Source organism: Escherichia sp. 93.0816 (assembly GCF_013368855.2).
Lineage (GTDB): Bacteria > Pseudomonadota > Gammaproteobacteria > Enterobacterales > Enterobacteriaceae > Escherichia > Escherichia ruysiae.
The window spans coordinates 1-24,242 of sequence record NZ_JABWNC020000027.1 but is presented as its reverse complement, the minus strand read 5'-3'; the positions used below and the strand labels follow the sequence as shown (position 1 = coordinate 24,242).

Below are 24,242 nucleotides of genomic sequence, written 5' to 3'. Positions count from 1 at the left end.
GTTCAAAAAATCCTTGTTTACATTAGCTGGTCAATCGTGATTGAAGAACTCACAACCTGTGAGCCAACCAGAATTTCCTCGCCATAGATAAGTTGTACTGGGTTGCCCTGGTTTTCTGTATTTTGAGGGCCGTCGAAATAATAAGAGTTCGAGTTATCTGCCTGTCTCACACTTTCGTTAGTGGCTTGCGGCGATATGATTTGTGATATGCCGCCCATCATCAGTGACAAACCGAGAGGTGCTAAAGCAGGCATCACTACCGCCGATACAACCAACAAAGCGGCCCCTACTACCGTCTGAAACCACCCAAAAGCAGATCCACCGCTTCCTCGCGGAACAGGTGTAATGCGGATTTTGGCAATGTTGTCAGACTGCCCCATCATCTGATATTCACTTTCGTCAACAGACCACTTGTGGCCCTGTTTATTGGTGATCTGGATGTGGTAACGGTCATAGGTTTTGATATTGCGCTTCATCCATGCTTTAAACCCAGGCTTGTTGGCCTCAATTAAATCCAGAGCCTGTTTTGTATTGCGCACCTTTAGATGCCAGTGGCGGCCAAAATGTTTGGCCATAGGGCCGCCAAGCTGCACATGAACTAACTCAGACACGTCTCATCTCCCTTGAGCAAGTCTCTGTGACGCAAGTGATGCGTCGTATGTTTCTGATACATTCCGCCGTAATAAGCACGACAACTAAGGCGGTCGATCTGGTGATGAAGAATCATTCCATCGCCGATATAAACCGCGCAGTGGTCGGGCATTTTCCCGTATTGGATAAAGAAGATGTCCCCACGTTGAGGCTCTGTTCCGGGCGCAAGACGCACCAATCCCTCGTTACGGTAGTTCTGATCGAGAATGTCGTTATCGCCGGTGTACCACGATGGAATATGCAGGTGTGCATTCGGGTTTAGTTCGACGTTAAACTCACGCTTCAAATAGTCCCGACACAACATCCAGCAATCGAATACGCCAAATACATACGGTCTGCCCAGGTATGGCATTTCGAAACCATCAGGTGTGATCACATTCATCTCGCTAAAATGGAAAGGGGCATCTCCCTCAACATTCTTGCGAATAGCCAGAATCATCCACGGAACTTCCGTCGCTTCGCAGCCTGCACGATCGGCATCAGATGCTTCTGCTGATTCATCAGTATGTGAATGCCAGATTGCGATAACATCACCCGCATCCTCTGCCGCCATAATGTCGTCAACGTGCATTACAAAAGTGTTCTGCGGGTTCTCCGAAACATTCCGCGCTTCCATAAAGCGATATTTGTCGCCATTAGTTCTAACCAGAAAGCCACACGCTTCATTAGGGTAGCGATTTATGGCGCAGAGATAGATTTGCTGCATAACGTCAGAGCCAAGCTCAGGGATTGCTTTATTACCCATACCGCGTAGCTCCAATAAATCCGCCAAAATGGATCACACCGTCGGCAAAATAATTCCGACGCGCATTACAGGCGTCATAACGTTTTGTGCAGTAATCCGCACCAGACATAGACGTCTGCTGGTTATTTTTGTCGAAATATGGACCGGTATAGCCGCATTCTGGCCCTCGGTATTTCCACGGGCAGGTGTTTTTAATGATCTGACGATACGGCAGTTGCACCCCCATCAAATCGAACACACTGGACAATTCAAACTCGACAACCTGATGAGTTTCGAGAGTTTTCTGTTCGATAAACCACATTTCATCCGGGAAATGTTGGTTTGGATCTGCTGTTGGGTTGCCGTCTTTAAAATTAACGGCATCGAGGAAGCGAGCCAGCGTCATCTTGCGAATAATGCGGCAGCCAACAAGATCGTCGTTTGCCTGAACTTCCGCAGAGACAGTTCCGGCAAAGTTCGATACCTGAATTTTTGGACGTGGCAACGTTCCCTGGCCAGTTTTGTCAAAGCCTGATGCTTTGATTGGCCACGGCTCGTATGTCACTCCTTGCCAGACGACCGGTTGCATCAGTTCGTTTGTTCCGGCGTGGAAGAATAGCTTCCCCCCTGAAGTTGTGTTCGACATATCCAGTACGAACAACTCAATGAGTGCAGAGGGAGATAAGCTCTGAATATCAGCTTTAATTCCCATTGTTTCATCCTTGAAATAAGTAGGCGCTAACATCCTGTCAGCGCCACAATGATAGTAAATTAGTACTTACTTATCTAGATACTTAAGCCTCAAATACTTGTCTGAATGTAGCTGTTAAGACACAGTACCCCTGATATCGCTTGACCGTATGACTGTCACATACAACTACAATCCGTTTTCCTCTTGGATTAACCCAATAGAACGACTCAACGCCTGCTCGCTCAGTCAGGAAGTCATCGATTGCATTAATTTCGTTGTATGATCTGGTAAAGGTTAACGACCATTCTTCTTTAATACGATTAAGACCTTGAGCCTGTCGCTGCTCGTAGTCATCACCAAAATTAAGTACCGTTACATTCGGTTTTACGCTTTTTTCAGATTCGTAATCTGGATACCAATTAAACGTTTGTCTTTCCATCTCACATCCTTGTGAGACTGCCCCGGTCGGGGCAGTCGATAGTTAGTTACGTTGAGTGTTTGGGTTGAGTGATCCGCCAGGGCGTTTCTCTTGAGCGATAGTCTCAAGCGCGATTGCTTTCATCCGTTGAGCGGCATTGTTCCATATGCTTTCTGTATCGCCGGATTCAGTTGTGCTACCGTCACTATGGACGTTGATCTCAATTGATACCGGAGAAAGAACATTTCCTCCTCCACTCATACCATCGGTACTGAGCGTTACAGGGATTGTTCGACCATCAGGCAATGGAACATACGCCTCATTCATATCGCCTTCCCCAAACAACGCCAATTGAGGTGAGTTGGCGATACCGCCTTTCTGGTATGCCCGGAGCGGGATCACGCCGTCTTTTCCGAATATGCCACCATTTGCAAACTTCGGAATTGCAGGAATACCATTCGTGCCATCGGCAGCAGAACTGGTCAGATTGTTGAACCCGGAAGTTGAGCCAGAAGAACCGGACATCAATCCATCGAATCCACCACCAGCCCATACTGAAACCAAACCAGATGCAACTGTCGCGCCGAAATTCAACCACTTATTACCAGAGCCGGAAGCATTAGCTCCAAGCATTGCAAACGCGGCAGACAGAGCGCCGGTAACAGAGCTGAGGTTCTGCATCGAGAAGATGGAGTCCTTCACTGCTTTTGTTTCAGCATCTTTGGCTTCGGTGCTATCAAATAGCCCTGATACCCAGCTACCAATCGCATTTGTTGCAGTGCCAATTGCGCTGGTGGTCTGCTGTGTTGTTTGCCCCAATCCAGTTACCGAACTGGACGTCTCCTTCGTGGCTTCTCCCACCGACTTGTCGCCGTTAACAGTGTTGCCCATTCGTACCCCTTGATTGGCAACGGCGGAAGCAACTCCAGTGAGCAAATTGCCACTCTGTGAACTACCAGCTGCGGTGGTTCCCATCCCCAACATGTTCATTAGAGGCAGCGTGATTTGCGACTTCACGACCATATTGGTGATATCTTTCAAAATGGACTGAGATAGGCTGGAGAAGCTCATCTTCCCGTTAATAACGAAATCAGTCAGGACATCAGTTAAGCCACTAAACAAATCAGTCCAGGTGCTTTCGATCTGCTCTGCCAAGTTTTCGTATTCCAGTGCCAACTTCTGCGTCGCAGTCCCCGTCTCTTTAATAAGCGCGGTATTGCCAGCAGCAATCAGTTGATTGATTTTCTTTGTATAAAGCGCCACGACTTTAGGATCAGACGCCTTATCACGAAGTTCTATCAACGCTTTGAGATTGCGGTTGTAGGTGTCTTCGAAATCAGCAACTTTCTCTTCGCGAGACGGCGTATAGCCAGCACTAATAATGGAATCCGCCTCCGGTGCCCAAGTGGAGATCATCTGCTCAACATTGCGGCGATTAAACATCTCGCGATATTCAGGTGTCGCATTTTTGAGGTCCTCAAGACGTTTTTTCGCCTTGTCGATCATCTCTTGAGTGATGAACTCGTTAGGAACCGCATTAGCCAAATCTGTCAGCGATTTCGTTGTATCGCGAAGAGACTGATCAAACGATACCGTAGCCTTAGAGCTTTCACCCATTTGCCCCATAAGCTGATCGGCTTTGTCCAGAGCCTTCTGGTATCCGGCTGCCAGTTTCTGTTGCGCTGCCTGTTCCTTCTTGGCCGCACGCTGCGAGGCGTTAGCTGATCGTTGGGCTGCTTTCTCGGCAGCTGCTGCATCCTGTTCACGAGCTTTAGTTAGTGCAGCAATGGCTGCGGCACGCTCTTCATCGCTCATTTTCTCCAGAGAGCTGGCGCTGGATGCTTTCTGCAAATTAAGCTGCGTCTTGAGTTGTTTAGGCCCAATAATCGGCTTACCTTCGAAGTCCATCATCGGAGTGCCGTCAGGCAAAGTACGTTGATAAGTCGCAGAATCCATCTGGTTTCGCATATATTGCGCCAGCGCCTTCTGAGCGGCTTTATCAGTTGTACCTAACCCAAGAACAGTCCCCTGGTTTGACATTACGCCCTTACCAGTTTTGGCCGCGTTATCTCTCTCGAACTCTGCCTGAGTCAGCTCCTGAGCAACGGCTTCCAAATGCTCCTGATAACCACGGATACTGCCTTGCAGTTTCTGGATTTGCTCGGTATTTCCATCCTTTTTGGCTTTTTCAAGCTGATCATTAAGAGTCGCTATTTGCTTCTCGGTGGCATTCTTACGAGAAGAAAGTGAATCAACCAGTTTTTGCGCAGGCTCCAGATAGCTTTTGTTTACCGTTTCACGTAACGGTGCCAATAGCTTGTTCTTTTCGTCATCTGAAAGTGAACCGTCATCATTGATTTTCTGGATCTTGTCCAGAGCCTCCTGCCGGGCTTTCACGAATGTTGCCGCAAAAATCTGGTTTTCCGCTCGAATTTTCTCAATCTGAGATTCGGCAGCCTCTTTAGCCAAACGCTTTGCTACAGCGCCGTCACCAAGAGCTATCGTGCCGGTTATCTTTTGATACTCTTCCTGATTTTTTTTCAGGCGTGCTTCGATGTCAGCCTTCGACTCTTTGTGAGTGATAACACCGGCAGAGTTAGATACGTAATTAACACCCTCACCAGTTTTTAATGCTCGTTGATCAGCAAGAATCTGCTTTTCGAGCTTTTCTGCGCGGTCGGCCATTTGTGCACGTTTGGCCGCCGTCATCGCCTCTGGTATTTTCCTAATCTCGTCAACGACCTTTGAAGTTTCGCTGCGGAGCATGGTCATGTACGTGATTAGGCCAGCAACAGCTACAGTGGCAACTGTAAATGCTGCCCCTATAGGGTTTGCTGCAATGAACGCCGTTAATCCAGCAAAAGCGCCTTTAAGCCCCGTAATCGCCCCACGGATGGCGAAAATAAGAGAGGGGATCGGAGCCAGCCCCATACGTGCCGCACGATTGAATCGAGTTACTGCTGTAGCGCCGAGGTTAAATGGAGTCTGTATGGCGGTCGCCATCGTGGCAAAGGTGCTAACCATCTGGCTCCCAGCGCCAACTACCCCCATGATCCCTGCTCGCATCAGTTTGAACGCAACCATCGCGGCCACGACCTTACCGAGATTAATTACCAGCTCTTGGTTCTTTGCTAACCATTGAGCAAGCTGACGCAACCCATCGATTGCCGTTGTTAACCCCGAACCTAAAGAATTGGCAAACGAAATCCCTTCGGCGCTATTCATGATTGAAGCCAGTTCTTTCATCCCCTTCGATAGAGAATCCAGATATCCGGCCTGACCAACCCGATCAGCAAATAACGTGAATGACGTCTGAAGTTGCGCCAGCGCACCTGTGTAGGTTTGCATCATGTCTTTCGCTGCGTTCTCATTCTCCGCACGCAGACCAACAAACATCAGAGACAACGCCTGTTTTGCCTCAACCGTACCGCTGGCAACGGCTTTAGTCAGTTCCCCCATAGTGATGCCTGCGGCGTCTGCCATTGCCTGCATCGCGTTAGGAACGGCTTCACCTAATTGCTGACGTAGCTCTTCCATTGACACAACGCCCTTACCGGACATCTGCTGAACGGCCACAGCCGCACGTTTCAACAGCTCACTATCACCACCAAAACGAGCAACGGAGTCCACCAGCGCCTTCAGAGAACCATCGGTTGGATCTAAGCCAGCAGAACGAAACTTCACGAAGGAGTCTGTTAACGCCTGCATCGCGAACGGCGCATTTTGAGCCATGTCTACGATGTACTTCATATCATCAGCGGCAGCCTGGCCCGGGTTGGACTTCTCCTTATTCAACCCTCGAAGCATCACCCGCATACGTTCCATTTCGGCCGCAGCTTCAACAATAGGCTTCTGCCACCCAAACATGATGTCAGTAACCGTTCTGGCTGCATCTCCGATCTCGCCAAGCAGGAAAATGTTGCCACGAAGGCCAGAGAACATACCTCCTTCGTTACTTTTACCGCTATGGCCAGAAGCGCCGCTACGCCGCCCGCTACCACCATCGCCACTTCCAGATGTACGAACGCGTACCGGCTTGCTAATCAGTTGCTGACGTCCGATAACTTCGTCCATCTGCTCACGAACCTTTTTCAGTCCCTCGGCAGCCTGACTCGTTGTGACACCCCAATTACTGAGTCGCTTCGTCGTGGTATTAAGGCGCGTATTCATGCCACTCACGGACACAGAGGCTTCTTTGACCTCCGTACCAAAGCGGCTTGCGCTTTTGCTTGCATAGGTCGCCCAATCAGAGAAATCATTTAGCTCTGATTGCACTTTACGCAATGACGCGGTGAGTTTATCTACTGAAGAAGTTGTCGTATCGACGCGCTCAATCAGGGCTTTAAGACCAGAATTGAGGCTGGTGATGTTGCCACGCATTTTACGCGTAGCATCTGAAGCAAGCTCAAAACCGGCAGCTACATCCTGTAGTTTATCTGCCGTAGAATCGAGCTTGCTTTCCAGAACGCCAATGATACGGGCGACCGAACCCAAAGAGCGTTCAAAGGTTTGGATTTTTTGAGCAGGCTTTGTTACCTGCTCACCAAATCGAGTAAGCAGTTTCCCCGCACGATCGATTGACGCTGTAAACTGTTTGTCTTCCAGCGACAGGATAAACTCTACGTTTTGTGACATTCCCTTGTCATCCTCTGCCAAATATTTGCATCAGTTGCTCTTTGGCGTCAGGGTCTGCCTTATCCTGGCTTGGATCGTAGACTTTATCTGTTACGACTGGTCTTCCAATCCTGAGTTGCAAACCCTCCATGAACGCCTTCACAGCCTCGCCATCCGCCTGGGACGCACGAGCGACTTGTAAGTTGCGGACATCCTCTTCCGCACGCAGACGGTCTATATTGCGACTGAGCATCCAGAACATCGTGAGAGGAACGTTCAGTAGCTCTAATGGCGACACGGCGTAGTGAGCAACTACACGACTGAAATAGAATCCGAGATCTATTGAGACGGTCCTTGTCCCGGATTCATCGCGGGAAATTACTTTGCCCCTTCGCCAGCCGCTTTTTCGTTTTCTTCATCAATCACTTCCATAGCGAAGGTGAAGATCTGCTGGAGTTGCGGAACAGTCAGTTTTTCAAGAACTTCGTCAGGTACTGAAGGGATAACCTTACGAACCAGATCTGCATAAGCTGTCACTTGCTCAACAGGAGACATGTTCATGAGATCTTTGCCTTCCATCTGCTTGATGGAAACGAACAGACCTACCGTCATTTCAACGATGGGATATTCCTGACCGCCAAATTTGATGCTTTTCTTCGGAGGCAGAATGGAATCTAGATCGAGTAATTTGGTCATTGGTTAAAATCCTTTTAAAAGAGAGGCCCATCCTGAGCCTCTGCTTAATTACTGATTAATCTGCGGGGTTAATCGTTACTGATTTAGTTGCCTTCTTACCACCGCTATTGCTGGTGAAGGAGATATTTGTAGAACCCTGCGCCACACCACGTACCAGACCCGTTTGATCTACCGTGGCCTTTTCCTGGTCTTCGGATTCCCAAACACCGGTTTTGTCTGCGGCATCAGCTGGAGTGATTTCGGCTGTCAGTTGCACAGTTTCTCCAGCTTTTACGGTTGGAGATTCCGGTGAGATCGACACAGTTTTTACCGGTTTAGGACCGCTCATTTTGCCCAGAACGCCTTCATCATCCGGGTATGCGCTGAACTGAACAGAGAACACACGAACATCATCAGACTGGTAGGTCATAGTGAAGTTGCCCGCGGTTGCCGCTTTCGGGATGGTCAACACATAGTCGGTGGTGTCCTGCGGAGTCAGAACCAGCTCCTTCGCCACATCAATCAGGTTAACGCCCTGTGCAGATGTGATCGTGACAGAGTTGTCATCTTCGCTCAGAGTAGAACCAGGCATCAGGTCAACCATGTTTTGGAGTACAGACTCAGCCAGAGGCGCGGTGATGGTAATGTTGCGCCCCTGAACTAATTCGGAAATTACGGTCTGCCCCAACTGATCGACGGTGACTTTCAGCGTTTCAGTGGCTACTTCAACCTGAACACCACCTTTGGTGTAACCCAAATCCACACCACCAAACGACACCTTACAGGCACCAAGTTTGATGTTTTTTACATGGGTATTAGACATTGATGGAAAACTCCTTTTTCCGTTAATTCTACGCATTCATTGCGCTAATGGTAAGTATATACTTACTAATTGAGTTAATTCAATAAATAGCCAGCAAATTCAACAGGAATGCCTGCTTCTATTAATGCCCCATCATTTTTGGGATAAATGATTGGCATCGCCATCGGTCGTACAAGTCGAAAATAAACACCACCAGATTCCGTTTCCTCCACTGGAAACATCTCAATGATTTTATTGGCTTTCTCAACCGTCGTAGTAATTGACGAACCACGCACAATGATTGTGAATGATTCGTGATAAAAGCCCTGTAGCTCATGATCGATGCTGATACCGGTATTTGGGTTAATAAGCAGGACGCCAGATTTCACATTGGCAGGCAAGTAGTGACAGAAAATGTCAGTCCCGACCGTGCCAATCTTTGCCTTCTGCATCAAACTTGCAAACGCTTCAATAAACACATTAACCTCTCGTAAATCCGGCTTTTCTGGCAGCCTCAAGAATCGCTTCTGAGAACTGCTTCTCGCTAATTTCCACCGCTCTTTCCAGAAAGTGTGGCCCAACACGAGGTTTAACACCGGCAATTGGTGGGTTTGTCACGTTCTTCATTCGAGAAAGATAACCGAGTCGGTATTTACCCAGCTCCATGTACTTAGCATAGTCACCGACTTCTACGCCCGGATGCCCCTGACGTGGTTTTGCTCCAGACACAGAAAGCTCAATGCGCAGCCCTGAATAACCTTCTTTAATCACCCTGGCAAAGATGGCTGTCTCCAGAGATCCGGTTTCCAGCGGAGCCATTGCACGGCTGAGACGCTCAACCAAACGCGCCAGCTTTTCCATGTCCCGAATAAGATATCGCTTAAATGCTTTCTGGCTGTTATTGAGTCTATTCCCCGCACGTTTGAACTGATGCGCATCGTATTTCAGACCCATATATTCGCCCCCACTTCAAGATGCCCAGGTCTTCCTCGTAGCCCCCAGCGGCGATGAACACTGGACACCTTTAATTTTTGACCTTCAAGGATCAGCACATCATCAAGTTGTACAGCCGCTTCTAAAGGGACAACTAACACAGCATCAAACAGCTCCAGACTCGCCTTACCACGACTACCAGAGCTATCAGCACGAACTGACGATTTCTCATTACTCTGTTCGAACTTAACCACGCCGACATTCGTCTTCCTGACGAATTGTAATTGCGCCTCGCCGTAAACGTTCTTTGCGCCAAAGCGGTAGATCGCAATTTCTGTTTGCCACGAAATATTCATGCTCTCTCTCTGTTGTTGTCGGTCGCTCTCATTACTGGCCAAAAACCCTTTCGACCAAAAGTAAATAATGCGACTGGCGTTACGCACGGCGAACAATCATACGGTTGTTGATGTAACTGACCAGCAAGCGCCAGGTACTGCGAGCCACATGCACGTTTGCAGCTTTACCGGTACGGTACATGTTGGTTGTTTCACCGATTGACTCTGACAAAATGCCATCCTCTCGTGCTGCGGCAACATCATTGCCATTTGCGATCTCACACGCTTCGTTGACAACGGCAAGCATCAACGCTTCTTTGAAGTAGTCAGGGAACTCTTCAAACTTCTCCTGCGTCATCTTTTCCCAATCGACTAAATCATGCCGGTACGCTCCATCTGCTCCCCACGGAATGTCATACACATTCAGCATATTTTGAGGGCGATCGTATCGGTCAAAGTCGATACGTAGAATTTTGCGGATTGAGAACGGTAAAGTTTTAATTCGTCTGGTAGCCTCAATGAGACGCTTGCGCATTAAGCCTTCACCATCCGACAGCAAAGTGTCCCCATTCAGCATATCGATCGCCTGCATTTGAGCATCAGCGACAGTTGCAAACGACTGTTCTGGTATCGACAGTTCAAAACTATTCAGCAGAACATACATTTGCCGCTCTTCATGCGTCAGACCCGATGCAACAGCCTTCACAATGACGTACCGCAGATCGCGTTCTTTCTCAGAGAGCTGGTTATATTCAGCCGACACGACAACCGGAATCGACATTTGACCGCTGGTAATTTCTAGCGGCTCGCCATCAACGAGAATAGCCCCGGTGCTGTCCTTTACTGTGTAGGTAGCAGATTCGATATCCAGCACGTTGAAGGCAAATGAAAGGGAAACAGCTTCACCGCTACGATACGAGTCGATCTGCGCCATTACTCACCGCCTTGTGCTTTCAGGATGCCTTCAATCATCTCGACAATTCCTTTCGCTTTGACACCAACCTGATTACCAATCACACGTAGACCGGCAATGCCTTCATTGTCTGCAATTGACTCCAACTCTTCTCGTGTGAAAGTCTGGATCTGTTTAGCCGGTTCATCTGGTGTCCCACGTTTCATTGGCACAATGTCAGGTGCTGCTGGCTCGGTAATCAGGTCTGCGGTCAACTCGCCACGATCACTGTATGCGGCAGACGGAGAAACATTTTTGCCTTCGACTGTTGATGCTCGCATTGAGGCACAAATCCTTTGCTGATCGATAAAAGGCAACTCCGCTACGGACACCCCGTTCTCGAACTGAACGCCGCACAACATTCCCGAATAACCGGAAAATTGCGGTTCTAATAAAACAATTTTTGCTGGTTTCATAACGCATTCTCTCTACATGGGCGGCTTTCGCCGCCCAATATTGATTATTCCTGTGCAGCAGTGACTTCTACGGTCGCTGTCGCTTTGTGGCTACCATCTTGGGTAGTAACCTCGATTGTGGCAGTACCAGCCGCAACGCCAGTTACAACACCGGTTTCGCTATCAACCGTTGCAAACTCGGTATTTTTGGATTCCCAAGTAACGGTTTTATTTGTTGCTCCTGCCGGCTCGACATTTGCGGTCAGCTGAACAGTTTTGTTTGCCTCAACGGTTGTGCTATTTGGGTCGATTTCGACGCCGGTAACAGCCACAACAGGCGCAGTTACTTCCACCGTTGCAGTTGCCTTTTTGCTGCCATCTTGGGAAACGATCTCAATCGTCGCAGTGCCAACTTCTACACCAGTAACGTTCCCGCTCTGGTCTACCGTTGCCTTATCTTCATTTTTTGAAGACCAGGTAACAGCCTTATTCGTCGCATTTGACGGCTGAACATTCGCTTTCAGACTGACTGATTTCCCTTTCTCAACAGAGGTTGAGTCTGGCGTTACCGTTACGGATTGAACGGCTACCGGATTTACGGTGACTTCCACTGACGCGGAAAGCTGGGTTTCCTGATCAGTTGCAGTAATTTTTACTTTGCCTGGTGCTACGCCAGTTACTAATCCAGTGCCGTTAACGGTTGCAATTTGGTCATTTGCTGACTTCCAGGTGAATGAACTGGCACTCTTACCCATACTAATACCTGCACTAAGTTGAACAGTTTTCCCAACCAAAACTGACGGTGAAGCCGGGGTTATGTTTACGGATTGGGAGAGGGGAACCGCCTGCAAACAAGCAGATAGCTGACTTTGTTGCCGCTCGGTTAAAGGTTCATCGGAGATAGAATTGGTAAATCCGGCACGGCACATATGCCCCGTAAAATCCGAAAATGCCTCTTCCGTAATCTTCATCTTTTGTTCTGGCATTTCTCGCTCCTACAAAAAGGGTGGGCGTATAGCCCACCCTTTAACATAGATAACTACTTATCTACTACACTGATTAAATTTTTACATTGGTCAGTGCAGCGATAGCCTTATCATGCTTATTCGCCAGAGAGCAGTACCACTTCACACGGGTACGTACTGCGTCTTTGTTCTGTACAGTACCAATGTTTTCAACAACGATACCTGCGTTATCGCCGCCATACAGACCAGTAACGCCGTTCTCTTCTGACAGATGCAGGCAGTAGATGCTTGCTTTGCCAGCATCGGTCGGGATGAAGTCGTTGATGATGAACGGAACGCCGTTATGACACAGCATCGGACGACCAAAGTTCTCCATCATGATTTCAGACGGACCTACGTTTACTGTACGCAGCAGCGCACGGTAAGCACGCAGGTGCTCTGAACGCATCATGATGCAGTCAGCACCAAGATCTTTCACCGCATCGACCAGTTCGTCGAACATAGAGAAAGTCATAGATGCACCGGCGATATCGATCTTCTGATCTGCGTGCATCAGGCGTGGAATGCCGTCAAACGCCTTGTTGTTGGAGCTGGAGTCACCCAAAATCAGGTTGCGACGGAACGCACGAGCCAGACCTTTAACTTTCTGACGAACCTGAATAGCCAACTGGTTGTTGGTGTCGGCCATAGTGGTCGCCAGGAATTTATCAACGTCTACGTCACCAGCCAGAATACGCAGTTTCGCAACGCATTCTTCGAAGGTTGCTGCACCTTCAGGGATGGTGTCGTTAACGTCGATGAAGGTAGCTTCACTCAGCGTTTTTTCACGGTTGTACAGATATGCCTTTGAATTAATTTTCATAAAAGGCAGGATGGCAAACAGGTCATCGCGATCGATGATAGTTTCGATCACACCCTGTTCAAGTTCGTTGTTAGACAGCTTTTCAGCTTCTTCACGCAGTAATGGCATCTATCAATTCCCTTTGATTTAGATGTTACTTAAGTCCAATTTTCCCCAGACCGGAGGCCAACTTATCCATAGTCGACTTGTTCTTCGGTTGGGATATTGTGTAGGTCGATTTGGAATGTGAGCCTACACCCTGCTTGGCTTCGCTACGCATCAATGCGTCAGCTTCCGGATCTGCCCGCACAATGCGTTCAATCGCGGATTCAAACGGCAACGGCTTACCTTCACCGTCAACCAGAACAGCTCGTTCTTTGTGACCTGCCGGTTTGTCATAACCCACTACGCTACCGTCTTCACCCACTTCAAAATGAGAACCGTAGATCACGCGGGCTTTTGCCGGGGTCATCAGAACTTTGTCACGTAGGAAGAGAGAGTTACTGAAGGAAGCGCCCACGGTCATCTCGACTAATTGAGATTTCAGTGATGCGTTTTCACTTTCCAGTGCTGCATAACGTTCGTCACGCTGTGCCAGCTCTGCCTGGTGTGCTTCGATCATCTGTTTTTTAACAGCATCGAACTCACCACGACGCTCCAGTTCAGCTTGCTCCGCCTCACGACGTGCGTTTTCTGCGGCCTGTTCAGCTTCTAAAAGCTGGCGAGCACGAGCCGGATCGATATCACCGTACTGAGCAAGCTGATCGGCCAATGTGCGCTCTTTCTCTTTGCGCTTCATGTTCTCCTTCAGCAGTTCAGCACCAGCTTTCTTGGTTTTACGAAGTTCGGCCAGTAACTCTTCCTGAGTCATGCCAGCGTATTCGTCATCGCCCTTCGGCTGCTCTTTTTGTTCACCCTGTTTGTCAGGATCTTGTGTACTCTGCTCATTATCAGCAGCTACACCGCCAGCGCCTCCACGCTCATGCGCTTCAGCGACATCCATCAGACCACGACGGGCCAAAAGCATTTGCCACAGATTCATAAAAATTCCTTTTGTTACTTATCACTCGTTCTCTTGAGTAGATGAGTCCCCATTCCCTCGGGGTTGATCTTGCCCGCTTTCTTGGGCTGCACCACGATCATAAGTAAGTGCTGACTTATTTTCAAGGGTATTTAGATCATTTTTTGGAGGAAAATTCAAGAGATCTTTATCAAATTCCTTTTTCATCGCCTCAGTAATGTTCGGGAAAATCTTCTCAATAAGCATTTCCATCTGGTGACGACGTACAGAGTCCGGTGCCTGAAGTAATGACAGTTTCTCGGCAACAGAAAATTCATCAGTAAGGCCACGAATATCGAAACTTTCTGGATACGCAATTAAAGAGTGGTCTTCGTCCAGATCTACCCCCATCCATTTCGCAACCAGTAGCATGATTTGGCGTTCAGCCCTTTCCAGACGCTCTGCTTTTGTGACAAGCAAGCTATTTACACGCTGGAAGTCATACATTTTTGCGGCACCAGATGAATTATCGATTCCCTGTGCGTTGTCCTGCTTCGTTCGCTCACCAGCTACACCAACTGAATGGTAGATTTCGTTAATCACCGTCTTAATCGTAGTGATGATCATCTGAGCTTGTTTCGGGTCTGGTGACAGATAAAACGGCTGGTTTCCACCTTCAGAATCGTAGGTGAAGACTCGCTTTGTGCCCATTTCAAGCACTTTAGTGTGGTTTTCATCACCAGGTAAAAGCGACTGTACCGGTATAGCCAACTGGCTAAATGTCTGATCCTGAATAATGGCATCAAGGTTTGACAGATAGTTTGCAACCGCACGATCAAGATAAGCGATATCATCGATCAACGATGGGCTGAAATACGGTGATTCACTTTCTCCAATACAATCAACAGGAAACACAGGAACTACGCCGAGATTATGCGCGCCGCTGTCCTCTAAAATAACTTTTGCCTGACGACGACCTGCTCCACCAGCCCCCTTCTTCACTTCCTCACGGAACAGATACCACTCGTTTTGTGTCCACAGACGATAACGTTGGTATTCCTGACCTGTAGAAGTAAAAGGATCTGCGTCATCGCGAGCGACTTCCACAATTAACGCCCATAACATATTCCCGTCGTCGTCCCATGCCACATCCAGCATTTGCTGAGGTGAAATCCAGTAGGCGTAGGCACGAGCATCTTTCTTTTTCTCGTCAGCTACTGACTCAACATCACCACTCATTGTGCTATCAACAACAACCCAGATACGGCCGTAGATTGACGATTGCAAATCAATGGCGGCCATAAATGAGTCAATAGAGGCATTCTGGCGAGTCGCACGTTTCCAGAAATTGCGGATCTGCTCTGGTGCCTCTTCGATATTTCTATGAATGTCTTCTTTAAAGAGATATTTGTTGATGAGGTTTACCACCTCACGAGTGTGGTTGAAGCGATAGGCACGCTCAACACGCTCCTTAAACTCCTGATCTCCCTCTTTAAAGTAACGAAAGATATTGTCTGTAAACCAACCACGCCCGCCAGCGTAAGTGCTGGCGAGGAAGTCCCAATGTTCTTTTTTCTTTTCGTATTCCGGGTGGCGTCGCGCCACCAGATCCTTAATTTGTTTGTCGTTCAATTCCATTTGAATAACCTTAGATAATTACTTACCTACCGAGAACCACCAAGAATAACACGGTTTTTGACTGGATACCTACGATGTACTGGATAGCCCAATGCGTCTGCACTATGCTCAATGCCACCTGTCTTATCCATATCTCGTGTTCCAGGCTTGTAGATGACTTTTTCCAGTGAATCAATCAAATGCTTGCACTTCGGATCGATATACAGCCGGATATCTCCAGATGCGGACATCAGCATTCGGTTAACAGCATTAACACGATCCGCAATTGGCGGGTGCTTTTTCGAATAATCGACACGTAAGAATCCCTTCTCTTTGAATATGTCTACGTCAGACTCCCCACGAGCATGTTGGCGATAAGCACCTGCCGGATCTGGAAATACCGTTACCTGTGATTTCCAGCGCCAGAAGCGTCTCTCAAGCTCATCACAAACTTCTGCCGTGTTAGAGGAAAAGAGCACCAATTCATCAATTGCCCATAGCTCACCATTTGGCTGAGGTTGCAAAATTACGGAAGACATCGGGTCAATGTTGAAGTCCTGCCCTACCCATATAGGCAACCGAGGGTTGAACTGAAGCGGTTTTACATGCACGTTACGATCGAACGGGTAGTAAACGCGCCCGGACATGTTCTCAAAGCTGGCCAGGTACTCCTGAGCGAACGATTTGGGGTCCATATCGTTCTTAGCAGCTTCAATTTCCGCCGTAGGTACAAACGGAGAATCGGCAGTTACAAACTGCCAGCTCTTCCACTGTCCCTTTCTTTGCAGCTCTACGTTCTGGCCTATAGTCCACAGTTTGTGAAATTCCGAGAAGCCTTTTGGCGTACCAATGATCAGTGCACCGCCGCGTGTCGATGAAAGAGTAGGTCGTAACACCTTGTACCAGGTGTCAGCCTTCATATCCTGAAATTCATCAAGCACTACAAAATGCAACGCTACGCCGCGCAGAGTGTCAGGCTTATCAGCACCTTTGAGGGCGATCTCCGAACCGTTCTTCAACACGATTGTCATCGTGGTGTCGTTCTTTTTCCTAACCCACTTACGAGGCAGAACTTCCTGTAGATCGTCCCACAAAATCTGGCGAGCCATCTGGTAAGTAGGAGCGACATACCAGACCCTTTGCTTTTTTTCCTTTGCCGCCGCACGAATAATAGTGGAGATCGACAACCGGGATTTTCCCCAGCGTCGACCAGCACAAACAACTTTAAATCGATGCGGAGACTGGAAGACTTTCATCTGTCCAGAATGCAGTTGCACAAGACTGAGCGAGGACGGGATTGCCATTATTCGTCCTCCCCTTCACTTCCATCATCTGTCGCATCAAATTCGCTTAGAGCTTCTTCTTCCAACGTCTCAAGCAATTCGTCATCGATGATTTCAGGCTCGTCGTCTTCCTGACGTAATTTCGCCACCTGGGAAGGCGTAAGCTCACCAAATACCAGGTTCGGAATTTCTTCCTCGTCATTTTCCGCATGATCCATGCCCAATGATTTGGACGAAACTTCAAAGCATTTTGCAAGGGTATTACTGGCTCTCTGTAAGCTCTTGAGAGAATCCTCAATCGCCCCTAAAGGCTTACCCTCACGTTTGGCCGTAGTGACTTCGACCATCACCATCTGCCCCAACGCATACGCCCAGCCGTCATAACGTGTACGACGTTCTTCTATCTTTTCCGCACGGGCTTTAGCGCGAAGCTCTGCGTCAGATTTAAGAGACTCACGAACCATCTTCCCAACAGAGTCCGCGCCTTTCTCTAATCCTCGCTTTTTGAAATGTCTGGAGAGTGTTTCACGACGAATGCCGTACTCTTCCTCCAGCTTTGAGAGTGTATATTCGCCTGACGTCCATTTGGCTTCAGCTTCGGCCCACTCCGCTGGTGTCAGGCGAGTTTTTACCTCGTCTTTTTCGACCGTCATAGATCCCTCTAAAACACACAGAGCGCGTCCATGCGCTCTAAAACAACTTGTTTACTGCATCTGCTAACCAACTTGTTTTCTGGGGTGTTTAATTAGGTCTGGCATGTCTTACGAAGCCTGCTTCCGTATATATTTAATAAGTTACTTATTATTTATATATACAGATGCAGGTCTTTAAATAAGCTCCCAGACCGATTACATCACCAGTAACTTCGCTTTGGCTCGACCTAAAGTGGTTAACCCAAGAGTTCGGCGGTGATAGCGATTGTCACTGCGTTGGCGCGTATGCCCTTTCTCCACCAGCCCCTTTTTTATCAGAGCGCGAATTGAGAACTGGATACTTTGCTTGGTTGTCTTGTACGGCAAAACTTCAAGCAATTCGTCCAGGTCAAGTAGATGACCTCGCTCATAACCGAGATTGAGCGTTTTGATGATGTCCTTTTGTTTATCGGTTAACGTCATGGCAAATCCTTATGCCGGTAAAGCAATTTCTAACGGTTTATCCAAAGGTTGTTTGTCGAATGCCAGCAGTGGCAGCGTGTCAGGCAGTCGACGGCCAAAGTCAGGGTTTCGGTACACACCATACAACGGAGACGTAAAGCTCAGGTTGTGAATGTCCTTGAGCAGCTTCACAATGCTGGCCTCGTCCACCAGACTGTCGGCAATGTCCTGAATCGTCGTGCCACGATTCCGCCCAGCTTTTGCCAGGGAACTGTTCTTGTGGTAGTCCGCCACCAGATCACGCAGTGCACGGCGACGACGAGACTCGCTCATTGCGAACAACTCTTTGACGATCGCCTCGTTATCACCCGGGTCGGAACGGAAATGGCGCTGGAATACACGCAGTGCACTTTCATAGCTCTTCGGTCGCTCAGGGCGGATGAACTTAAACCCTGCTTTCATGGCGAAGGGATTGTATTTGCTCATCGAGGACTGGATCTCAATGATTGGCCGGTCATGCATCCTGCTAACCAGGTTAATCATTCGATAAGAGACGCCTACGCCACGATACTGAGTATCCACAACTGAGCGACTGATCACCGCAAAGTTGTTATTCACGTACCGACCCCAGTACTGGTTAGCCACGGTGGTATTAGTGGTTGGTTTCAACTTAGGAAACATGCGGTGGCGAGGTGCCAGCAGTAGTTTCGGGTAAGCCATAACCACGACGCCCACCAGACGGTCATCAAGTTCGCAGCGATAGTAAGTTGGCGCGAAAGGTTTGCCGTCTGTTTTGTAGTGAAGCGACTTAAGAGCGTGCCAGTCCTCTACAGTTCCCTTTGTGACAGTCATTCGTTCCAGAAAGTCCAGATGACGCGGAAACTCTTCAGGGCGGTAGCGTTTAATGATGATGTCCGTCATAAATGAACCTCATCATGACTACCATTGTGATATTCCACCTTCACGCGTTCTTTGTAGTGCTTGGTGATCTGCATATCCGGGCGCAGCGCGTTCTTCAGGTCTTCGTGAGTCGTCGCCACCATTACCGTCGCACCAACCTTTCGAGCGGCACGCTGGAGGTTAGATGCCACAACCTGAGCGGTTACACGGTCTAGAACAGCACCGAACTCGTCAGCAGCCCACACTTTAGCGCCTGACTCAATCAGTTTGGCAATCTTGAGACGATATTTCTGACCGTCTGACATTTCAGAAGGCTTGCGAACAAACAGATATGCATCGTTCAGACCAGCCATAGATAACAACCCAAGCGCATCGCTGGTCGTTTTGCCCAACTGATCGATGACGTTAACCTCATTATCGAAGGTAAAATCATCGATGGAGGCTACAGACAGCCCTTCATCCTTCATCTGTCGTTGCAACTCGCGCAGCACAACGGATTTGCCGGAACCGGATTGGCCGGTGATGTACACCACATCGCCCTGCTTCACTTCCAGCTCCAGATTGTCGTAAAGCGTCCACTCTTTTTCGTCCAGGCCAAGCCCGAACGACTCAGCGATTTCCAACGTGCGCGTGGTTTTATTTACGCGTGTCTGAAACGATACGTTGATGATGTATTTGCTCATGCAGCCATCTCCCCGGAAGAGATCTTCTCCGCATATGCCACAAATGCGTCTACCCCGCTTTCTCCCGTCATTTCTTCCATGTGGGCAAGCAAATCACCAACAACAATGGCAGAGCCAGCAGGAAGCGTTTTAAAGCCCAATACGTCGACAACACGTACTTCTTCCGCTGCAACTTCACGACTGATCTCGGTGTGTTCATCCTTCTGTCGTTTAGTTTCTTCGCCAAGATCGATAACTAGCGAGTCGGTGTCCATTTCTTCTGTCATACTGCCAACGAGAACATTCAACTCACGCTCTTCAAAGCCGAAAACCTCGATATCGTCCAGAACAAGCGACTCAAGCTCTTTCTGTAGCTTAATTGCATCGTAATCAATGCTGGCAAGTCGGTTATCTTCAAGGCGCTTCGCACGAACCTCGTCATCACTGAGATCATCGCGAACAATAACCGGTACGCGCTCAAGTCCAGCAAAAATTGCAGCCTCACGGCGGCCGTGGCCAGTAATAATTACGTCGTTCTTATCGACCGTAATTGGCTGGTCAAATCCGCGCTTTTTAATGGCTGCGGCCAGATCTCGGATCTGCTGTTCATCATGCTTTTTGGCATTCATCTCATAGGGAATAAGATCTGCCGGGTCGCGATATACGATTTCAAACTTTTTGGTCATTACATACGCTCCTTGTAGTAGTCGACCAGCCACACCAGAGCCTCACCAGCGTTCTCCATTTCATTACCGGTGTTAATAGCCTGCTCTTTGATGATGTTTTTTATGGTTTCTGCAACACGATCTGACGCATCGAAAGTTACTTTGAAGCGCATGGTCTGATGTTCCGCACCCACACGTTCGGTTTTCTCTCGTTTGTCGGTATCGACAGGCTCATCACTACCACGAGACAACGCCTCCAGTGCTTCAAGGTCGATTGCCGCCTCTTTTGCTAAAACCATCGAGATTTCGTCGTCATACGGGGCGATTTCAGACAGTTGATAGTCAAGTTCTGACTGAATTTCTTCAATGAAGCGTTGCAATGCGATTTGGTCGTCTTCACCGTATCGCTCGTTGTCCACCAGTGACATCTGTTTAGCTACGACATCGCTAATTTTGCCCACAGAAAGCACCGGAACCGTTGAAATTCCTTGCTCAATAGCAGCACGCCAGCGATGTTCGCCGCCGAGGATTTCAAAAAATCCATCTTCAAGTTCACGAGCCAAAATTGGCTTAAAAAAGCCCAATTTTTCGATAGAACCTTTCAGTTTTTCAAAATTCTGCGCACCAACCGAATTGGTGTTCCAGGTATTCGGGCGAAGGTTGGCAACATCAACCTGCAAAATCGTGATTTTTACATCCATTTTATTGCTACAATCCACTAAGTAATCACTTACTTATTATAATAGCCAAATAACATACAAAAGGCACTAAGGAAAGAGGTTTATGACTGTTCGGATTGTATCTAACGCAGTTAATGCGCTTATTTCTGGCGCAGATGACAAGGTAAAGCAAATGGTGCAACAGATGTTGAGCTACGAAGTCGAGACTGGCGACTGGAAGGGCACAAGCACGATGTTCAACTGGAGTAAAAACTCGTTCCCTGCTGGCTTTGCCAAGCCTGTAGCGGCGAACTTGAACAAGGCGGGCATCAAATGTGTTCATATCCGCAAAGACAAAGCCCCGGCGCTTGGTAAACCAAATCCTGCGGTTAACCCATTCCCATACAATCCTGATTATGCGTATCAGGATCAGACTGTGGAAACACTGGTTCGAGAGGGAATGATGATTGCGCAGATCGCTACTGGTGGCGGGAAATCTAACGTTGCCTGCAAAGCAGCTGCACGTATCGGTCGAATGACATTATTTTTAACAACCCGCTCTGTTCTGATGTTTCAAATGGCCGAAAACTTCCAGAGATCCATCGACTACCGCGCCGAAAATGGCGAACCGTGGTTAAAAGACCAAAAGGTTGGAGTCATTGGCTCGGGTGAGTTCCAGGTATCACGACATATCAACGTCGCTACAGTTCAAACTCTTGCAAGTTTCCTCGAAGAACCACCACGCGATGCAACACCAGATAAGAAAAGCTACCACCTCAAACGTCGGGAGTTGGTGAAACGCTTCCTTTCAAGTGTCTCTCTTCTTATTCTGGAAGAGGCGCATGAGTCTTCAGGCTCAAATTTCTATGACATCGCCAGATTATGTGTGAACGCAGACTATCGTCTGGCGCTTACAGCCACGCCGTTCATGAAGGATTCGACGGAAGCCAACATGCGCCTGATGGCGGTGGCCGGGCGAATTGAAATTAAAGTCACAGAAAAGTACCTGATTGATCGAGGCATTCTGGCAAAGCCGTACTTCCTTTATCATAAAGTTGCCTACAAGCCAGACGAGGCCAGAATCAAGGCCGAACTTGCCAACAAACACCTCAATTTTAGAGTTGGTATGAGCACCGCCTACCAAAAGGCTTATCAGTTGGGGATCGTGTATAATTTGGGACGTAACGAGGCCATTGTTCGCGAAGCATTGCTCTATAAGCAACATTCTCTCAATTGTATGACTCTGGTTCGTCTTAAACGCCACGGGCAAATCCTGATGGAAATGATGAAAGAGTCCGGCCTTAGAGTTGACTTCATCTATGGGGAATCTAACCAGGCGACAAGGCAAGCAAAGCTGAACAGTTTAGCGTCTGGAGAAATAGATGTTTTAATAGGCTCGACTATTCTGGATGTCGGTGTTGATGTGCCAAGCGTTGGTGCGGTCATTCTTGCTGGTGGTGGGAAAGCAGAAGTTGAAATGAGGCAGCGTGTCGGTCGTGGCTTACGAGCCAAAAAAAATCAGGCAAACGTGTGTTTTATCACTGATTTCATTGACATTAGCAACAAATACCTGTTGTCTCACTCTTATGAGCGAAAACACATCATCGACACCACACCTGGCTTTGCAGAAGGTGTATTGCCTATTGATGGAGCATTCGATTTTGGAGTTCTGAAACGAGATTAGTTATGAGCGAAAAGAAAACAACTTATTGTCAGGTAGCATTGTCTGATAAGGCCAATGACAAACTTGGAAAGTTTCAAGTGAAACTAAAAGAAAAAAATATCAAAATGTCTAAGGCTGAAGTCATAAATACCATTCTGGAACAATTGACAATGGCCGACTTTGACAAGGTTATATCTTCTGTCGGGGCTTCCGCTAAGACTCGTGAGAAAATCATGCGTATCTATGAGAACTCTAATATGACAAAGGAAGATCTCGAAACGCTATTAAGCAGATTAAAATAATCACGCTATCAATTAGGGAGACAAAGATGAAGTCTCCCATACTGTTCACTTTCTGTTCTAAAACTATCATGAAATACTCGCTTCTCCCTCTACTAACGTTACCAGTGTTGATGCTTACCGCGTGCCAATCACGCCCAATATCAATCCATGACGCCAAACCAGCACCGCAGGCCAAAGTGTTCAAGTATCAAAGCGCAGCGCCAGCTACGTTGGTGGTAATGAGAGACACAGGTTTTGTAGGAGCTGGATGTGATGCTTCCATTTTCATCAACGGCGAAACTGTCGCAAAACTGGCTACAGGCGAAAAAGCGACTTTCCATTTAAATGCCGGAGAATTAATTGTGGGTGCATCTCTTGAAGGTGCAGGTTTATGTGCTCTAAACCCCGCTCGTCAAGAGCGAGAAACGACTCTGAAGAATGGAGACACAAAAGCGTTCAGGGTGTTCACCAGCAATTCTGGTGACATCGACATTCTGCCAACAACTCTGTGATGACATGACAACCAAAGATATTACCTACGGTATCCAAGCTGAACTCTGGCCGCGAGATTACACTAACGTTGAAAAACTACTGATGTTCTGGCGCAGAGAACAAATTCCTGTAAGGGTCACTCTCGAAGATGGCCAGGCGTTTTGCATGTACGTTTATGGCCTCATGCCATCTCGTAACAAAGTTGACCTTTGCCCAGCCCCTTTTGACAAAGAAAATCGTATAAGGCTCCCACTTGAACGCATTAGTACAATTGAATCAGGTGTGGTTGACAGTATCGCTCACGATTTCAAAGGTCGACTAACAGTTCACCCTGATTATGTCGATAATCGGCCATCACGCCGCGATTTTTTTGCAATTTGCAACCAAGCCTACAAAGCAAACAAATCTATAAGGGTGTACATGGCGGATGGCCGTGAAATTGAGGGGGTGTCAGCAGGCGCAGATGCTTGTCAGGTTACACTACGTGTCGAGAACGGTAGAAAAATAGTTGTTTTGTTCGATTGGGTTGAACGAATTTTGCCTTTTTGAGTTATGAAATCGATATTGTTACCACCATTATTTTTACTTTGCTCAGTTGCGGCAAATGCAATGGACTATAAGCCTGTCATTCAGTCGCTGATGAATGACGTGTGCTCAACGTCTCAGAATGTATCAGTTTGCATGTATCAATTTTCGGCAGCCGTAAAAGCAGGAAAAGCGATAGGTGAGAATGTGGAACTGTGTAAGAAAGTGGCAAATGAAGAACGGGCAATGTTGGATTGCGAATCTAGCGAGTCATCGGCACAGTTCGTTGATGCGCTATTTGACACCAATCGTAAGGCTGTAGAGTCTGTTCAATAAATCTATAAGGTTAATAACCGGCTAAGTCCGGTTATTATTTTTCACATCACTTCTTTATATCTATAAATC

29 protein-coding genes are annotated in these 24,242 nt (G+C 47.9%); 5 read left to right on the top strand and 24 right to left on the bottom strand.

The window, feature by feature from the left end; translation table 11 throughout:
• Positions 1-17: 17 nt before the first annotated feature.
• From HEM79_RS19975 to HEM79_RS19860, 24 genes are all read right to left on the bottom strand, one after another.
• Positions 18-611: a tail assembly protein gene (locus HEM79_RS19975; RefSeq protein WP_001293195.1), complete on the bottom strand. Its 594-nt coding sequence runs from the start codon at positions 609-611 to the stop codon at positions 18-20.
• The gene (locus HEM79_RS19970; RefSeq protein WP_000526939.1) at positions 599-1,396 is read right to left on the bottom strand and encodes a C40 family peptidase; all 798 of its coding nucleotides are present in this window, start codon (positions 1,394-1,396) and stop codon (positions 599-601) included. The genes HEM79_RS19975 and HEM79_RS19970 overlap by 13 nt, the downstream gene beginning before the upstream one ends.
• Complete coding sequence (locus HEM79_RS19965) at positions 1,389-2,087, bottom strand: phage minor tail protein L (RefSeq protein ID WP_000511445.1); 699 nt, start codon at positions 2,085-2,087, stop codon at positions 1,389-1,391. The genes HEM79_RS19970 and HEM79_RS19965 overlap by 8 nt, the downstream gene beginning before the upstream one ends.
• A gap of 82 nt (positions 2,088-2,169) precedes the next feature.
• The gene (locus HEM79_RS19960; protein ID WP_000442112.1) at positions 2,170-2,505 is read right to left on the bottom strand and encodes a phage tail protein; all 336 of its coding nucleotides are present in this window, start codon (positions 2,503-2,505) and stop codon (positions 2,170-2,172) included.
• 42 nt (positions 2,506-2,547) lie between these two features.
• Complete coding sequence (locus tag HEM79_RS19955; RefSeq protein WP_023485626.1) at positions 2,548-7,119, bottom strand: tape measure protein; 4,572 nt, start codon at positions 7,117-7,119, stop codon at positions 2,548-2,550.
• 7 nt (positions 7,120-7,126) lie between these two features.
• Positions 7,127-7,351 carry a hypothetical protein gene (locus HEM79_RS19950; protein ID WP_000952686.1) on the bottom strand — a complete coding sequence of 75 codons (225 nt, stop codon included), beginning with the start codon at positions 7,349-7,351 and terminating at the stop codon, positions 7,127-7,129.
• Positions 7,352-7,476: 125 nt separating this feature from the next.
• Positions 7,477-7,794: a hypothetical protein gene (locus HEM79_RS19945; RefSeq protein WP_000163861.1), complete on the bottom strand. Its 318-nt coding sequence runs from the start codon at positions 7,792-7,794 to the stop codon at positions 7,477-7,479.
• A gap of 55 nt (positions 7,795-7,849) precedes the next feature.
• Entirely contained in the window at positions 7,850-8,596 is a 747-nt protein-coding gene (locus HEM79_RS19940; RefSeq protein WP_000072377.1) for an Ig-like domain-containing protein, read from the bottom strand.
• A gap of 74 nt (positions 8,597-8,670) precedes the next feature.
• Positions 8,671-9,054, bottom strand: coding sequence for a minor capsid protein (locus HEM79_RS19935; protein WP_000469440.1), 384 nt, complete (start codon positions 9,052-9,054; stop codon positions 8,671-8,673).
• A gap of 1 nt (position 9,055) precedes the next feature.
• Positions 9,056-9,529, bottom strand: a complete 474-nt coding sequence (locus tag HEM79_RS19930) for a hypothetical protein (protein WP_000523628.1) — start codon at positions 9,527-9,529, stop codon at positions 9,056-9,058.
• Positions 9,520-9,864, bottom strand: a complete 345-nt coding sequence (locus HEM79_RS19925) for a hypothetical protein (RefSeq protein WP_001027663.1) — start codon at positions 9,862-9,864, stop codon at positions 9,520-9,522. Before HEM79_RS19925 ends, HEM79_RS19930 begins: the two co-directional genes overlap by 10 nt.
• 79 nt (positions 9,865-9,943) lie before the next feature.
• The gene (locus HEM79_RS19920) at positions 9,944-10,777 is read right to left on the bottom strand and encodes a hypothetical protein (protein ID WP_000057118.1); all 834 of its coding nucleotides are present in this window, start codon (positions 10,775-10,777) and stop codon (positions 9,944-9,946) included.
• Complete coding sequence (locus HEM79_RS19915) at positions 10,777-11,211, bottom strand: hypothetical protein (protein WP_000801187.1); 435 nt, start codon at positions 11,209-11,211, stop codon at positions 10,777-10,779. The genes HEM79_RS19920 and HEM79_RS19915 overlap by 1 nt, the downstream gene beginning before the upstream one ends.
• Before the next feature lie 44 nt (positions 11,212-11,255).
• Positions 11,256-12,176 (bottom strand): Ig-like domain-containing protein, encoded by a 921-nt coding sequence (locus tag HEM79_RS19910; protein ID WP_001308872.1) that lies wholly within the window; start codon positions 12,174-12,176, stop codon positions 11,256-11,258.
• A 73-nt stretch (positions 12,177-12,249) separates the two neighbouring features.
• Positions 12,250-13,125, bottom strand: a complete 876-nt coding sequence (locus HEM79_RS19905; RefSeq protein ID WP_001130338.1) for a major capsid protein — start codon at positions 13,123-13,125, stop codon at positions 12,250-12,252.
• Positions 13,126-13,150: 25 nt separating this feature from the next.
• Positions 13,151-14,038 carry a DUF6651 domain-containing protein gene (locus HEM79_RS19900; protein WP_001055285.1) on the bottom strand — a complete coding sequence of 296 codons (888 nt, stop codon included), beginning with the start codon at positions 14,036-14,038 and terminating at the stop codon, positions 13,151-13,153.
• 21 nt (positions 14,039-14,059) lie between these two features.
• The gene (locus tag HEM79_RS19895) at positions 14,060-15,634 is read right to left on the bottom strand and encodes a phage portal protein (protein WP_096306838.1); all 1,575 of its coding nucleotides are present in this window, start codon (positions 15,632-15,634) and stop codon (positions 14,060-14,062) included.
• Between the two features lie 26 nt (positions 15,635-15,660).
• Positions 15,661-16,917 (bottom strand): phage terminase large subunit, encoded by a 1,257-nt coding sequence (locus HEM79_RS19890; RefSeq protein WP_001007300.1) that lies wholly within the window; start codon positions 16,915-16,917, stop codon positions 15,661-15,663.
• On the bottom strand, positions 16,917-17,549 hold the full coding sequence (locus HEM79_RS19885; protein ID WP_176241412.1) for a DNA-binding protein: 633 nt from the start codon (positions 17,547-17,549) through the stop codon (positions 16,917-16,919). Before HEM79_RS19885 ends, HEM79_RS19890 begins: the two co-directional genes overlap by 1 nt.
• Positions 17,550-17,744: 195 nt before the next feature.
• Entirely contained in the window at positions 17,745-18,011 is a 267-nt protein-coding gene (locus HEM79_RS19880; protein WP_000176292.1) for a hypothetical protein, read from the bottom strand.
• 9 nt (positions 18,012-18,020) lie between these two features.
• Positions 18,021-18,911 (bottom strand): hypothetical protein, encoded by an 891-nt coding sequence (locus tag HEM79_RS19875; protein WP_000129633.1) that lies wholly within the window; start codon positions 18,909-18,911, stop codon positions 18,021-18,023.
• Positions 18,908-19,573 (bottom strand): ATP-binding cassette domain-containing protein, encoded by a 666-nt coding sequence (locus HEM79_RS19870; protein ID WP_001717191.1) that lies wholly within the window; start codon positions 19,571-19,573, stop codon positions 18,908-18,910. The genes HEM79_RS19875 and HEM79_RS19870 overlap by 4 nt, the downstream gene beginning before the upstream one ends.
• Positions 19,570-20,238 carry a ParB/Srx family N-terminal domain-containing protein gene (locus HEM79_RS19865; RefSeq protein ID WP_000161986.1) on the bottom strand — a complete coding sequence of 223 codons (669 nt, stop codon included), beginning with the start codon at positions 20,236-20,238 and terminating at the stop codon, positions 19,570-19,572. Before HEM79_RS19865 ends, HEM79_RS19870 begins: the two co-directional genes overlap by 4 nt.
• Positions 20,238-20,918, bottom strand: coding sequence for a ParB/RepB/Spo0J family partition protein (locus HEM79_RS19860; RefSeq protein ID WP_000382660.1), 681 nt, complete (start codon positions 20,916-20,918; stop codon positions 20,238-20,240). The genes HEM79_RS19865 and HEM79_RS19860 overlap by 1 nt, the downstream gene beginning before the upstream one ends.
• 82 nt (positions 20,919-21,000) lie before the next feature.
• Between HEM79_RS19860 and HEM79_RS19855 the strand changes: the two genes are divergently transcribed.
• From HEM79_RS19855 to HEM79_RS19835, 5 genes are read left to right on the top strand one after another with little or no spacing between them, the layout of a single operon-like run.
• Entirely contained in the window at positions 21,001-22,560 is a 1,560-nt protein-coding gene (locus HEM79_RS19855; protein WP_039052494.1) for a DEAD/DEAH box helicase, read from the top strand.
• A 2-nt stretch (positions 22,561-22,562) separates the two neighbouring features.
• A complete protein-coding gene (locus HEM79_RS19850) occupies positions 22,563-22,841 on the top strand; it encodes a hypothetical protein (protein WP_001291060.1) in 279 nt (92 codons plus the stop codon).
• 26 nt (positions 22,842-22,867) lie between these two features.
• Positions 22,868-23,332, top strand: coding sequence for a hypothetical protein (locus HEM79_RS19845; protein ID WP_000841769.1), 465 nt, complete (start codon positions 22,868-22,870; stop codon positions 23,330-23,332).
• A gap of 4 nt (positions 23,333-23,336) precedes the next feature.
• On the top strand, positions 23,337-23,861 hold the full coding sequence (locus tag HEM79_RS19840) for a hypothetical protein (RefSeq protein ID WP_000208379.1): 525 nt from the start codon (positions 23,337-23,339) through the stop codon (positions 23,859-23,861).
• A 15-nt stretch (positions 23,862-23,876) separates the two neighbouring features.
• The gene (locus tag HEM79_RS19835; RefSeq protein ID WP_223571414.1) at positions 23,877-24,173 is read left to right on the top strand and encodes a hypothetical protein; all 297 of its coding nucleotides are present in this window, start codon (positions 23,877-23,879) and stop codon (positions 24,171-24,173) included.
• The last annotated feature ends 69 nt before the right edge of the window (positions 24,174-24,242 follow it).

Coding starts and splice junctions, on each gene's coding strand:
- HEM79_RS19870 (WP_001717191.1), bottom strand. CDS start 19,573: ATGAGCAAATACATCATCAACGTATCGTTTCAGACACGCGTAAATAAA.
- HEM79_RS19915 (WP_000801187.1), bottom strand. CDS start 11,211: ATGAAACCAGCAAAAATTGTTTTATTAGAACCGCAATTTTCCGGTTAT.
- HEM79_RS19880 (WP_000176292.1), bottom strand. CDS start 18,011: ATGACGTTAACCGATAAACAAAAGGACATCATCAAAACGCTCAATCTC.
- HEM79_RS19900 (WP_001055285.1), bottom strand. CDS start 14,038: ATGAATCTGTGGCAAATGCTTTTGGCCCGTCGTGGTCTGATGGATGTC.
- HEM79_RS19960 (WP_000442112.1), bottom strand. CDS start 2,505: ATGGAAAGACAAACGTTTAATTGGTATCCAGATTACGAATCTGAAAAA.
- HEM79_RS19890 (WP_001007300.1), bottom strand. CDS start 16,917: ATGGCAATCCCGTCCTCGCTCAGTCTTGTGCAACTGCATTCTGGACAG.
- HEM79_RS19910 (WP_001308872.1), bottom strand. CDS start 12,176: ATGCCAGAACAAAAGATGAAGATTACGGAAGAGGCATTTTCGGATTTT.
- HEM79_RS19840 (WP_000208379.1), top strand. CDS start 23,337: ATGACAACCAAAGATATTACCTACGGTATCCAAGCTGAACTCTGGCCG.
- HEM79_RS19970 (WP_000526939.1), bottom strand. CDS start 1,396: ATGGGTAATAAAGCAATCCCTGAGCTTGGCTCTGACGTTATGCAGCAA.
- HEM79_RS19860 (WP_000382660.1), bottom strand. CDS start 20,918: ATGGATGTAAAAATCACGATTTTGCAGGTTGATGTTGCCAACCTTCGC.
- HEM79_RS19955 (WP_023485626.1), bottom strand. CDS start 7,119: ATGTCACAAAACGTAGAGTTTATCCTGTCGCTGGAAGACAAACAGTTT.
- HEM79_RS19895 (WP_096306838.1), bottom strand. CDS start 15,634: ATGGAATTGAACGACAAACAAATTAAGGATCTGGTGGCGCGACGCCAC.
- HEM79_RS19945 (WP_000163861.1), bottom strand. CDS start 7,794: ATGACCAAATTACTCGATCTAGATTCCATTCTGCCTCCGAAGAAAAGC.
- HEM79_RS19920 (WP_000057118.1), bottom strand. CDS start 10,777: ATGGCGCAGATCGACTCGTATCGTAGCGGTGAAGCTGTTTCCCTTTCA.
- HEM79_RS19950 (WP_000952686.1), bottom strand. CDS start 7,351: ATGCTCAGTCGCAATATAGACCGTCTGCGTGCGGAAGAGGATGTCCGC.
- HEM79_RS19930 (WP_000523628.1), bottom strand. CDS start 9,529: ATGGGTCTGAAATACGATGCGCATCAGTTCAAACGTGCGGGGAATAGA.
- HEM79_RS19925 (WP_001027663.1), bottom strand. CDS start 9,864: ATGAATATTTCGTGGCAAACAGAAATTGCGATCTACCGCTTTGGCGCA.
- HEM79_RS19905 (WP_001130338.1), bottom strand. CDS start 13,125: ATGCCATTACTGCGTGAAGAAGCTGAAAAGCTGTCTAACAACGAACTT.
- HEM79_RS19875 (WP_000129633.1), bottom strand. CDS start 18,911: ATGACGGACATCATCATTAAACGCTACCGCCCTGAAGAGTTTCCGCGT.
- HEM79_RS19855 (WP_039052494.1), top strand. CDS start 21,001: ATGACTGTTCGGATTGTATCTAACGCAGTTAATGCGCTTATTTCTGGC.
- HEM79_RS19965 (WP_000511445.1), bottom strand. CDS start 2,087: ATGGGAATTAAAGCTGATATTCAGAGCTTATCTCCCTCTGCACTCATT.
- HEM79_RS19940 (WP_000072377.1), bottom strand. CDS start 8,596: ATGTCTAATACCCATGTAAAAAACATCAAACTTGGTGCCTGTAAGGTG.
- HEM79_RS19850 (WP_001291060.1), top strand. CDS start 22,563: ATGAGCGAAAAGAAAACAACTTATTGTCAGGTAGCATTGTCTGATAAG.
- HEM79_RS19845 (WP_000841769.1), top strand. CDS start 22,868: ATGAAGTCTCCCATACTGTTCACTTTCTGTTCTAAAACTATCATGAAA.
- HEM79_RS19865 (WP_000161986.1), bottom strand. CDS start 20,238: ATGACCAAAAAGTTTGAAATCGTATATCGCGACCCGGCAGATCTTATT.
- HEM79_RS19885 (WP_176241412.1), bottom strand. CDS start 17,549: ATGACGGTCGAAAAAGACGAGGTAAAAACTCGCCTGACACCAGCGGAG.